This window comes from Cupriavidus sp. 22TCCZM04-2 (genome assembly GCF_057798895.1).
In genome coordinates this window covers 560,235-571,367 of record NZ_JBYOJS010000001.1, presented here as the reverse complement: position 1 = coordinate 571,367, position 11,133 = coordinate 560,235, and the positions used below count along the sequence as shown (strand labels likewise).

9 protein-coding genes are annotated in these 11,133 nt (G+C 64.7%); 4 read left to right on the top strand and 5 right to left on the bottom strand.

Going from position 1 to position 11,133, the window contains the following annotated elements:
• Nucleotides 1-94: 94 nt before the first annotated feature.
• Entirely contained in the window at nucleotides 95-487 is a 393-nt protein-coding gene (locus tag AC3FKG_RS02635; protein ID WP_488742344.1) for a tautomerase family protein, read from the bottom strand.
• 122 nt (nucleotides 488-609) lie between these two features.
• On the opposite strand from AC3FKG_RS02635, the gene AC3FKG_RS02630 reads away from it, so the two are divergent.
• Together AC3FKG_RS02630 and AC3FKG_RS02625 are read left to right on the top strand one after the other, a co-directional pair.
• Complete coding sequence (locus tag AC3FKG_RS02630; RefSeq protein ID WP_483709298.1) at nucleotides 610-1,488, top strand: LysR family transcriptional regulator; 879 nt, start codon at nucleotides 610-612, stop codon at nucleotides 1,486-1,488.
• A gap of 157 nt (nucleotides 1,489-1,645) precedes the next feature.
• A complete protein-coding gene (locus AC3FKG_RS02625; RefSeq protein WP_488742343.1) occupies nucleotides 1,646-3,769 on the top strand; it encodes a TonB-dependent receptor in 2,124 nt (707 codons plus the stop codon).
• 86 nt (nucleotides 3,770-3,855) lie between these two features.
• Here AC3FKG_RS02625 and AC3FKG_RS02620 read toward each other — a convergent pair whose 3' ends face one another.
• The 4 genes from AC3FKG_RS02620 to AC3FKG_RS02605 all read right to left on the bottom strand — a co-directional run bounded on the left by AC3FKG_RS02620 (nucleotide 3,856) and on the right by AC3FKG_RS02605 (nucleotide 8,865).
• The gene (locus AC3FKG_RS02620; protein WP_483709294.1) at nucleotides 3,856-4,542 is read right to left on the bottom strand and encodes a Fe2+-dependent dioxygenase; all 687 of its coding nucleotides are present in this window, start codon (nucleotides 4,540-4,542) and stop codon (nucleotides 3,856-3,858) included.
• 19 nt (nucleotides 4,543-4,561) lie between these two features.
• The gene (locus AC3FKG_RS02615; protein ID WP_488742342.1) at nucleotides 4,562-6,817 is read right to left on the bottom strand and encodes a TonB-dependent receptor; all 2,256 of its coding nucleotides are present in this window, start codon (nucleotides 6,815-6,817) and stop codon (nucleotides 4,562-4,564) included.
• Between the two features lie 355 nt (nucleotides 6,818-7,172).
• Nucleotides 7,173-8,171, bottom strand: coding sequence for a Bug family tripartite tricarboxylate transporter substrate binding protein (locus AC3FKG_RS02610; protein ID WP_488742341.1), 999 nt, complete (start codon nucleotides 8,169-8,171; stop codon nucleotides 7,173-7,175).
• 220 nt (nucleotides 8,172-8,391) lie between these two features.
• On the bottom strand, nucleotides 8,392-8,865 hold the full coding sequence (locus AC3FKG_RS02605; RefSeq protein WP_483709290.1) for a DUF2147 domain-containing protein: 474 nt from the start codon (nucleotides 8,863-8,865) through the stop codon (nucleotides 8,392-8,394).
• Between the two features lie 509 nt (nucleotides 8,866-9,374).
• Between AC3FKG_RS02605 and AC3FKG_RS02600 the strand changes: the two genes are divergently transcribed.
• Nucleotides 9,375-9,773, top strand: coding sequence for a hypothetical protein (locus AC3FKG_RS02600; protein WP_488742340.1), 399 nt, complete (start codon nucleotides 9,375-9,377; stop codon nucleotides 9,771-9,773).
• Between the two features lie 576 nt (nucleotides 9,774-10,349).
• The gene (locus AC3FKG_RS02595) at nucleotides 10,350-10,958 is read left to right on the top strand and encodes a histone H1-like DNA-binding protein (RefSeq protein WP_483709286.1); all 609 of its coding nucleotides are present in this window, start codon (nucleotides 10,350-10,352) and stop codon (nucleotides 10,956-10,958) included.
• The last annotated feature ends 175 nt before the right edge of the window (nucleotides 10,959-11,133 follow it).

Genomic DNA, 11,133 nt, shown 5'->3' with positions numbered 1-11,133 from the left:
GTGGGGGGGGGGGGGGGGGGGGGGGGGGGCCCCCCCGGCGGGGGGGGGGCCGCGCCCCCCCCCCCCCCCCCGGCATCGCCGACGCCCGTTCGGTTCACCCATGCTGATGCCGATACTCCTGCGTCAGCCCGCCATACCCGTAAGCCGCGGCCCGCGCATCGATGACGTGGATATACGACACCGGATGCACGTTGCCGATCAGCTCGGACAGGGTTTCGAAGATGGCCTGCAGGTACGCAGCCTTCTCCGCCTTGGTATTGGTTTCATCGGTCACGCTGATATCGAGATGGAAGGCGTTGCGCCCGGTTCCGGACAGCGGCTCGCCGCCAATGATCCACTGCTCGCGCGGCACGTACTGGACCGCAATGGCAATGACATCGGGCTTTTTGCCGAGCACGCGCTGCGTGAGTTCAGACACCGCGGCGGCGCTGCGGCGGGTGAGGGTTGCGTCGGGCTCCCCGGAGATCTGCAGGTTGACGTGGGGCATGTCTGGCTCCTTGATGATTGCGTTGGCAAGGTCATGGTAGGCGGCGGTGTAATATCGGAAAAGCGGGAAGTTCCGATATGAACCATCGGATTCTCCGAGTCAACAGGAATCAGGGGTTTGCCATGCGTGGATTCGACACCGATCAGTTGCGTACCTTCGTCACGGTGGCCGACAGCGGCAGCCTGTCCGCGGCCGCGCCCCGCCTATTCCTGTCGCAGTCTTCCGTCAGCGAGCAATTGCGCAAGCTCGAAGAGCGCGCGGGCGTGCCACTGCTTACGCGCGGCCGCAAGGGCGCGGCGCCCACGCCTGCCGGGACGCGTCTGCTCGAGCATGCGCGGCGCATCCTGGCGCTCAACGACATGGCGCTGCAGGAGTTGCGCGGCCGCGTGCTGGAAGGGGAGTTGCGGCTAGCGGTGACGGACTACTTCCGACCCGCCGAGATCGCCGGCATGCTGCGCCGCTTGCGCGAGCGCCATCCGCTGCTGCGCCTGCACGTCACGGTGATGAAGAGCGCCGTGATCGACGCCACGGCGGACATGGACGCGTTCGATATCGGCCTGAGCATGCGTATCGTCGGCACGCGCGGCCAGGCGGCCGCACGGCGCGGGACACTGCTGCGGCGCGAGTCGCTGTCATGGGTCACGGCGCAGGGCGAGGCGGGCAACCTGACGCCGATGCTGCCGCTCGTGCTGCTGCCCGACTCGTGCTCGCTGCACCAGTTCGTGGTGAAGCTGCTCGTGCGCAAGCATCGGTCCTTCGAGATCGCGCATTCGGCCTCGGGCGTGGCCGGATTGCACCTGGCGCTGGCCGCGGGGCTCGGCCTGTCCTGCCTCAATGCCTCGGCCATCGGCCCGGGCGTGGCGCCTCTGGATGCGGCCAGCCAACGCAGGCTCGGCCTGCCGGCCCTGCCGGAAGCGGAGTTCTTCCTGCTGCCGCCCAGGCGCGGCGAACCGGATTTCATCGCGGCGGCGCGCAATGCGCTCGCGGAACAGTTCGGGTGAGCGTCGCTCGCTCAGGCGGCTCCCGAAAAATATGGCGTAGCGGACCCCTTTCCCGCAAAGCGAAAGCGGATATTTATCCGCAAATTTGACCAAAGGCTCCCCGGTAAATGATAATGCGTCGCATTTTATCGATTGCATTACAAAAAATTACAGGGAAATGAGCCTTAAACTGCATCCGGTACACCGCGCCGTCCTGACGGTATTCGCTTGCCAGCCCATGCTGGCCGGCATCGTCCACGCTCAGGAGGCCGGGGCTGTCGCGACGCCTCAGCAGAGCCTTCCAGAGGTCACGGTGAGGGCCGATGCCAGCCAGGACCTGGGCAGTGGCTATAACCCGTCCAGGACGGTCAGCGCGACCAAGACCGAGGCACCGCTGCGCGACGTTCCGCAGACCGTCAACGTGGTCACGGCAGACGTCATGCGCGACCAGCATGCCACCTCGATGCAGGATGCCCTGAAGAACGTGCCGGGGGTGTCGTTCTCCACCGGCGACGGCCAGCGCGACCAGGTGTCGATCCGCGGCTTTACCGCGATTGCCGACCAGTTCGTCGATGGCATCCGCGACGACGCGCTGTATTTCCGCGACCTGTCCAACGTGGACCGCGTCGAAGTCATCAAGGGTCCGGCAGCCGTGCTCTATGGCCGCGGCTCGTCGGGCGGCCTGATCAACCGCGTGACCAAGAAGCCGGGCATCGACGTGACCGACTTCGCGCTGAGCTACGGCATGTGGGCCGACCGCCGCGCCGAGGCCGACGTCGGCCGCGTGTTCGCCGATGGCGCCGCCGCATTCCGCGTGACGGGCGCCGTGGAGAAGGCCAACAGCTACCGCTCGCAGCAATTCCTCGATCGCAAGGCGATCGCGCCGTCGCTCGAACTGCGGATCGCGCCCGAGACCACCGTGCTGCTGCAGGCCGACTATCTTGAAGACCGCCGCGTGACGGACTTCGGCATCCCGGCCTACAAGGGCCGTCCGGTCGACGTGCCGGCCTCGCGCTACTACGGCGCGGCCAATGCGCGCGATGCCGACTACTCGCAGTCGCGCGTGTATTCGGGCACGGCCACGATCAACCATCGCTTCAACGACAACTGGTCGATCCGCAATGCCACGCGCTACTACCACTATTCGCTGGACCGCAACAACACGCTGACCAACTCGGTCAACGAGGCGGCGCAGACGTTCACGATGAACCACGGCAATGTCGGCCGCGAGGAGCATGGCTGGTTCAATCAGACCGACCTGACGCAGAAGGCCAGCCTCTTCGGCATGCAGCACGAGTTGCTGTACGGCATGGAGATCGGCCAGCAGAACAAGAACCAGGTCAACAACACCAAGCCCGTGCCGGGTAGCTTCAACCTGTTCAGTCCGGTGCTGCCAACGCTGGCGCGCGTGAACCCGGGCACGCCGGGCACCGACAACCTTGGCGTGTTCAATACCCTGGGGTTCTATACGCAGGACATGGTGACCCTCAGCGAACAGTGGAAAGCACTGGTGGGCCTGCGTTTCGACCGCTTTGAACAGGAGACGCGCCAGAACCTGGCAGGCCAGCCCAACCTGTCGCGCACCGACAATGCGTGGAGTCCGCGCGCGGGCCTGGTCTGGCAGCCGACGAAGGCGCAATCCTATTACGTGTCCTGGAGCAAGTCGTTCCAGCCGTCGGGCGAGGCTTTTGCGCTCGCGGCCAACAACACGCAGCTTGCGCCCGAGACGACCAACAACACCGAAGTCGGGGCCAAGTATGACTTCCTGGACGGCAAGGCCAGCGCCACGGTGTCGGTGTTCCGCCTGGAGCGCACCAATATCAAGGTCGCCAATGCCGCCGGCACGGCACTGATCCCGATTGGCGAGCAGCGCACCGATGGCGTGGAAATCTCGGGCGCGGCCGAACTGGGTGGCGGCTGGCGCTTTCTGGCGGGCTACGCCTACCTGGACGCCGAAGTGACCAAGTCGACGGCGGCACTGCAGGGCAAGAGCGCGACGATCACGCCGAAGCATTCGGGCAATGTCTGGCTGACCAAGAGCCTTGGCTATGGCTTTGGCGTGGGCGCCGGCCTCAACATGGTGGGTGCGCGCTACGCCGACCCCGCCAATACCGTGACGCTGCCTGGCTATGTCACGGCCGACATGATGGCCTGGTATCGCCGTGGCGCCTTCGAGGCCCAGCTGAATCTGTACAACCTGTTCGACAAGAGCTACATCGTCTCGGCGCATGGTACCAACCCGAACCTGAACATGCCGGGCGCGCCTCGCAGCGTCATGGCTACCCTGCGCTACCGGATGTAAGTCAGTACGAATTCGGCAGCTGGAAAAAAGGCCGGGCGGTGAGTAACCGCCCGGCCTTTTTGCTCTCTGTCATTGCATGGACCGCCTCAGGTCTCGCTCCACTGCCTCAGCAGGTTGTGATAACACCCCACCAGCGTCCGGCGTGCCTCTTCATCGGCGCCGGTCTGGTTCAACCGCTGGATCGCGTTATCCATGTCGAACAGCAGCGCGCGCTGGGTGTCGTCGCGCACCAGGCTCTGGATCCAGAAGAAGCTGGCCACGCGCGTGCCCCGGGTGATCGGCGTGACCTGGTGCAGGCTGGTGGCCGGATAGACCACCATGTCGCCGGCTTCAAGCTTGACTGCGTGCATGCCGTAGGTGTCCTGCACCTGCAGCTCGCCGCCGTCGTAGCTGTCGCGCGGCGACAGGAACAGCGTGGCCGAGATGTCGGTGCGCAGCTTGCGCCCGTCATGCGGATGAATGCGTACGCTGCCGTCCACATGGGCGCCGAACGTCATGCCCTCGCTGTAGCGGTTGAACATCGGCGGGTAGACGATATTGGGCAGCGCCGCGCTGATGAAGCGCGGGTTGCGCTCCAGCATGCCAACGACCAGGCGCTGGCACTCCAGCGCCACGTCGGAGCGTTCGTCGATCTGCTGGTTGAACTTGACCGGCGCGCCCGAGTAGCCGGCCGTCACGCGGCCGTCGACCCAGGCTGCGCCCGCCTGTTCCAGCCGCTCGCGCACTGCGCCGACCTGTTCGGCGTTGAGGACCTGGGGGATGACGACCAGCATGGCGGCTTTCCTTACACGCTTACATGCGATAGGTGAACGACAGCATGGCGGTGCGGCCGGTGCCCGGCACCGAGCGTCCGCCATCGGACTGGATCAGCGCATCGTAATACTTCTTGTCGAAGATGTTGAACAGGTTCAGCCGCACATCGTACTTCGGCTGGTGGTAGGCCACCATGCCATCCCAGCGCACGAAGCTGCCCACCTGCACGGTGTTGGTGTTGTTGGCAAAGCGCTCCGACATATAGAAGGCGCCGCCGCCGATCTCCCAGTTGGGCAGGACGGAGTAGCTGGTCCAAGCCGTGGCGGTGTGCTTCGGCGTGTTCGTGGGCACCTTGCCGGTGGTGTTGGCGCCGATGCCGTTGATGATCTCGCCGTCCAGGTAGGTATAACCGGCAAACACCTGCCACTTGTTGGTGATATGCCCGGTGGCGCCGGCGCGGAAGCCCTTCACGCGGATCTTGCCGGACAGCGCGTAGGTGGTGGCGTCGATCTGGCTGCGGGCATTGTCCTTGGTGATCTGGAACAGCGCCGAGGTCAGCGACAGGTCGCCGCCCATCAGGTCCCACTTGCCGCCGACCTCATAGGACTTGTTCTTCTCAGGCTCCAGGCTCTGCTGGCCGACGGTGCCGACCAGCTGCTCCAGCGACGGGTTGAACGACGTGCCATACGACACGTAGTAGGACTGGGCCTCGCTCGGCTGCCAGATGCCACCCAGGCGCACGCTCGTGAAGTTGACGGTCTGGTCGGCACTGGCCAGCGCGGTGCTGAAGTACGGGGCGCCGGCGGAGTTGGATGAATTAATGGAGTTGCTGACGCTGGCGATGTAGCGGTCATAGCGCACGCCGGCCACGGCCCTCCATTGCTTGCTGAACTCGATCGAATCGTTGAGGTAGGCGGCAATCGTATTTGCCGAGCCGCCTTGCAGGTTGCCGGTGCTGGTCGCCACGTTGGCGGGCGAGGCCGTGTAGGTCGGGTTGACCAGCGGTTCGCAGGCAACATAACCGACCGTCGCGGCGGTCGTGCCGCTGACCAGCGGCTGCCCGTTGCAGCTGCCGTTGCGGTAGTAGTTCTGGTTGTTGTAGCCGTCGTGGCCGATCTCGGCGCCCGCCAGCATGGTGTGCTTGACCGAGCCGGTGTCGAAGTTGGCCGTCAGTTCGGTCTGGTTGAAGATCGAATAGTCGCGGATCTTGCGGTCGTGGCTCTGCAGGCGCACGAAGAGTTGGTCCAGCGGCAGGGTGCTGGTGGTGAGCGGCGTGAAGCCGCGCGCACTGACCGAGCCGACCGTGTTGGGCGCGGTTTCGCGGGCGTCGGTCTCGACATAGTTGAACTGCGTCTGGTTGCGCAGGCGCAGGTTGGGCGAGAACTTGTGCGTGATGCCCGCGCTCAGCGCCGCGATGTCCTGGTTGGTGCGGTCGTCGGTGAAGCCATAGAAGGTATTGCGGTCGACATTGGTCGGATGGCCGTTCAGGTTCGAGAAGCCATAGTCCGGCATGTCGTGGTTGTGCTGCAGCAGGGCCGACAGGGTGATTTCCGTCGGCGTGCCGATGCCGAACCGCCACGACGGCGCAATGCCGAAGTCCTGCACCGTCATCTCGTCGCGCGTGCTGGTCCGGCCATCCTGCGCCATCGCCGAGATACGGAAGGCCGAGGTGTCGCCCGTGGGCGTGTTGTAGTCGGCCGTGGCGCGCACCAGGCCATTGGTGGTGACCGAGCCTGTCACTTCGGTCGCCGCCTTCATCTGCGGCTTCTTGCTGACCTGGTTGATCACGCCGCCGGTGGATCCGCGCCCGAACAGCATCGACGACGGCCCCATCAGCACTTCGACGGAATCGAGCGCAAAGGTGTCGCGGTAGTACTGGCCGCGATCGCGGAAGCCATCCAGGTAGATGTCCGTGCGGGCGGAGAAGCCGTTCAGGTTGATGTTGTTGCCGATCTGCCCGCCTTCGGCACCGCCGATGGTGATGCCCGGCACATTGCGCAGCGCCTCCGCCAGCGAACTCACGCCCTGGGATTCCATCAGCGCCTTGTTCACCACCGTGACCGATTGCGGCACGTCGCGCAGGTCTTCCGGCAACTTGCTGAGCGAGCTGCGGCCTGCGTTGAAATCGTCGCGCGAGGCCGCGCCCTGAACGACAACCTCCTGCAGCGTCGTGGCGGGCGCCGCGGACTGCTGCACGGGAGCGGCGGGCGCCTGCTGGGCAAGCGATGCTGCGGGCGCGGCAAACAGCGCGATCAGCGCGGTGGCGATGGGGGTACGTTGGGAGCGGCGATTCATGGCGTGTGTCTTTTGTTCGCCCGGGCGTGGATCCGGCCGGCGCCGCCGCCAGCGCGAATGCGCGAGGATCGACGACGCGGTCATGAGGGCGATGATTTTGGCTCGGCGAATATAAATGCGAATGATTTGCGTTGCAATTGACGTTGCGGTCATGACACAGACATTGATATGGCTGTATTAATGTCGCTAATAAAATACAAGAAGTCCGTAATAGTGTGTTAAACGCCATAAATGCTGGCGATACAACGCTAAAGGGGTGGGGAGCCGGTGCGCGGAAAGGAAAACGGCCCTTCGCCGGAAGGGCCGCCTCAATACATTGGGGAAAATGACCGGTAGGTCAGTTTAAAAATATTTCTCAGTCGGCGCTCATCTTGGCGTTCTTTGCAATCCGGCCCAGCCGTTCGCGTTCTGCCTTGATGAACGCGACAAAGCTCTCCTGCGAGCCACCGGCCGGCTCGATGCCATTGGGCAGCAGGCGATCGCGCGTCTCCTGCGTCTGCATGGCCGCTGTCATTTCCGCATTGAGCTTCTTCAGGATGGCAGGGTCGGTGCCCTTGGGCGCGAAGATGCCGGCCCAGTGTCCGATGCGGACTTCAGGCATGCCCTGTTCCGCCGTGGTGGAGATATTCGGCGCGGCGCTCATGCGCTTGTCCCAGGTTGCGCCGAGCGCCTTGAGCTTGCCCGCCTTGATCTGCGGCAGCACCACGACGCTGGCTTCGGACGTCGCCGCAACCTGGCCGCCAATCACCGCGCTGATGCTCTCCGAACCGCTCTTGTAGGGCACCGGCGTCAGCGACGCACCTTTCTCCTTGAGCATCTCTTCGACGAAGTGAGGCGTGCTGCCGCTACCCGCCGTGGCGAAGTTCACCCCGCCGTTTTGCTTCTTCGAGTAGTCGATCAGCTCCTTGAGATTGTTTGCCGGCAGCGATGGCGATGCCACGATCACCGAAGGACTCACTGCGATCAGCGACACGGGGACGAGATCGTCCGCGGCGTACGGCATCTTGGTGCGGATCAGGCTGTTGGTCACGGTGCCGACCGCGCCGACAAGATAGGTGTAGCCATCGGGTTTGCTCTTGGCCACAAAGTCGGCGCCGACCACGCCACCGGCCCCGGGACGGTTCTCGATCACGACGGTCTGGCCCAGGCGCTTGCCGACGGCGTCGGCCGCCGCACGTGCCACCAGGTCGTTGGCGCCGCCGGCCGTGAACGGCACCACGAACTTGATGAGGTGGTTGGGCCATGCATCGGCCGCGCGCGCAGGTTGGGGAACGATGGCGATGGTGACCGCCGCGGCCGCGGCAAGAGAGGGCAAGGCAAGGGCCAGCGCGCGGCTGGCGGTGATCTGTCGCATGTTGTCTCCGGCTGGATGGATGGATCCGCGGTGCCACAACGCTGTCCTCTGCCGCGGATGCCGGACCATGTTACCGGCACTCGCTGTCAGCTCTTGACGTGCGCCTTGCGGTGCTTTCGCGCAAGGCGCGTTAGCGGGCGTCGCGTTCGCACGGTGATGCGGAGAAACCCTGACGCGCTTCAACGTCCCGTCGAGGTACTGCGCATCGCACCGGTCGGTGTCAGCGCTCGCGCTCCCAGGTCTGCGTGCGGCCCAGCAGGCTGATGCCGATGAAGCCGCGCACGTCGAGCTTGTTGCCATCGTCGGACAGCGACATCTTGCTTTTGTAGACCTTGCCGTTCTCGGGGTCGAGGATCTCGCCGCCGCTCCATTCGTTGTCGCCGGTCTTGCGCAGGCCGGAGAGGATGGTCATGCCGATGACCGGCTGGTCCTTGCGTGCGTCCGTGCATTTCACGCACACCTTCGGCTTGCCGTCGTCGTCGCCGAAGGTCTTCACCAGGCGGCCGCTGTAGACGCCGTTCTTGTCGGTGATCTCCACCAGGCCGCGCGGCTTGCCGGTGGCGTCGTCAATCGTCTTCCAGCTTCCGCTCGGCGTGGCCTGGGCGAGTGCCGCGGCACTCGCGAGCATGACGGCGGCGAACATGCCGGCGCGCAGCAGCGTGCGCGCGGCGATGGCTTGGGGATGAATGCGCATGAAATCTCCTCTTGGGTGGTGGCGGCTGTCGGCATCGATGCCGACCGCGATGCCGTGTGGCCGGTCGCACAGCCTGGCGGCGTCAGGCGTGCTCGCCAATCTACTGGCGCCGCTGACGCTTCGCAATCGGCGGGCGTGTGCGGCCAGGCTCGGCGCCGCCGTGGCGCGCTTCTCCGAAAGGCGCATGCGCACGCCGTTTGCGGGAATTCTGTATCGCAGCAAAACGCGCCACGCGCGTGCCCGAAGCAATCCTCTAAGCCTTGCATCTCGCGCGCTTTTCGCGGGCGTCCCGAACGCGGTACGAACGTGTCTCGCGAGTTGCTGTCCTAAGGGCAGCGACATCGCGCGAGGGTGTCGATGCGCATGTCTATCGTTGCCTTCGGCGTTCGCAGCGCGCGTTCATTGCGAAAGCTTTGCCGGATCGCAACGCTTTCGGTGGACGCGAAGTTGTTGCTTCGATGCAAACCGTTGCGTTGGCGCATCACTGTCTCGCGTAGTCGGAGACATCGATGCAAGCGGCCGGCGTGCGCGTCGTCATCGCACATGGAACATCGCACGTGACACGCGTCGCATCCGGTGCTTCAGCCGTGACGATGATGGCGACGCTTGGCAACACATGCGCTGCGCGAGCATCGGGGCGCGCCTCCGCAGGTTTTGCTTCGCTTGCCGGAGAGCCTTTGTTTATGCGGGTTTCCAGCCAGCGCGATGATCCTTGCACGGGCCTTTCAACGCAGCGCGCCGCGCGCCCCGCTGCGCGCCGCGCTGCGTGCGAGCGGCGTGGCGCTCGTGTTGGCGTGCGTGCATTCGCGTGGGCGGAGGCGCGTGTTCGCGACGCCGATGAGGACATGCGTCGAGGCATGCAGGCGTGGTTGCGCGATGGTGTCGGCGACGTCTTCGCGAAGCGGTGAGCGCTGGCTAGATTGACTCGCTCGCGCGTGCAAGTTTTTTTGCACTTTTTTCTTAACATCATCGTGCAAACGAATTATGATTCGCCTTGACAAGAGTCTCACTTCATTGCAACGAAACAGGAAGCAAGATCGAACGACGAGCGCGCTTCGATGCAGTGACACAGTGATGCAGGTAGCTGAGGAGCACGAGAACTTTGACGCAGACCAGGCCGAACCGGCTTCTTAAAACGCGTGCAGTCTCCTTTGGCCCACTGACGGGATGGGCCGGCTACCTCAAGATGAATGCCGTCTGCCGTGCGCGAGGCCACGCCCGCACCGCAGGCAAGCCGTCCGATATCTCCTCATTGCAGGCTGCGCGCCGACTCGACGGGCGGCGCGGGCCGATCGAATATTCCGGGGCGTCGCCATGGGCGACGGTCCTGCTACCGAATTCATTAGCGTGCGGCGGAGATAGTGTCGTGCGCCGATGAATCGCTCGCTCGACTGGGGTAGCGGCAGAGTTGCCGCGCCTCGGGTCGGTCGGGTCGCCAACCTAGGTCATTCGATATTCACTCTCTAGTGTGGAAGGAGTTATCCATGGTAACGACTGCGAAGAAGAAGCCGGCGGCCAAGAAGGCCGCCAAGCCGGCAGCCAAGAAAGCTGCACCGGCAAAGAAAGCCGCTGTGAAGAAGGTTGCCGCCAAGAAGGCAGCACCGGCTGCCAAGAAGGCCGCCGTGAAGAAGGTTGCCGCCAAGAAGGCAGCACCGGCCAAGAAGGCAGCGGTGAAGAAGGTCGCTGCCAAGAAGGCAGCACCGGCCAAGAAGGCAGCAGTAAAGAAGGTCGCCGCCAAGAAGGCCGCACCGGCCAAGAAGGCAGCGGTGAAGAAGGTCGCCGCCAAGAAGGCAGCACCGGCCAAGAAGGCAGCGGTAAAGAAGGTCGCCGCCAAGAAGGCCGCACCGGCCAAGAAGGCCGCTGCCAAGAAGGCGGCTCCGGCCAAGAAGGCTGCTGCCAAGAAGACTGCCGCCAAGAAGCCTGCTGCGAAGAAGCCGGCTGCCAAGAAGGCCGCTGCCAAGAAGCCTGCTGCGAAGAAGGCCAAGGCTGCCCCTGCGGCGGCTCCTGCCGCTGCGGTTGCGCCTGCTGCCGTTGCCAAGACCGCGCTGAACCCGGCTGCGGCCTGGCCGTTCCCGACGGGCAACCGTCCGTAAGCCTCACTCGGTCGAGTGGGGGCCACGACTACCGCAAGGAGTCGCCCAGGCACGTACGGCGTGCCATAGTGGCCGGATACACCGTATCCGGCCTGCAAGACACCAGTCTTGCCAACCCGCCGACGGCGCATGCCCGGCGGGTTTTTTCTTTTGGGCTGCCGCTGTGCGGAGGGCG

Coding starts and splice junctions, on each gene's coding strand:
- AC3FKG_RS02635 (WP_488742344.1), bottom strand. CDS start 487: ATGCCCCACGTCAACCTGCAGATCTCCGGGGAGCCCGACGCAACCCTC.
- AC3FKG_RS02630 (WP_483709298.1), top strand. CDS start 610: ATGCGTGGATTCGACACCGATCAGTTGCGTACCTTCGTCACGGTGGCC.
- AC3FKG_RS02625 (WP_488742343.1), top strand. CDS start 1,646: ATGAGCCTTAAACTGCATCCGGTACACCGCGCCGTCCTGACGGTATTC.
- AC3FKG_RS02620 (WP_483709294.1), bottom strand. CDS start 4,542: ATGCTGGTCGTCATCCCCCAGGTCCTCAACGCCGAACAGGTCGGCGCA.
- AC3FKG_RS02615 (WP_488742342.1), bottom strand. CDS start 6,817: ATGAATCGCCGCTCCCAACGTACCCCCATCGCCACCGCGCTGATCGCG.
- AC3FKG_RS02610 (WP_488742341.1), bottom strand. CDS start 8,171: ATGCGACAGATCACCGCCAGCCGCGCGCTGGCCCTTGCCTTGCCCTCT.
- AC3FKG_RS02605 (WP_483709290.1), bottom strand. CDS start 8,865: ATGCGCATTCATCCCCAAGCCATCGCCGCGCGCACGCTGCTGCGCGCC.
- AC3FKG_RS02600 (WP_488742340.1), top strand. CDS start 9,375: ATGCAAGCGGCCGGCGTGCGCGTCGTCATCGCACATGGAACATCGCAC.
- AC3FKG_RS02595 (WP_483709286.1), top strand. CDS start 10,350: ATGGTAACGACTGCGAAGAAGAAGCCGGCGGCCAAGAAGGCCGCCAAG.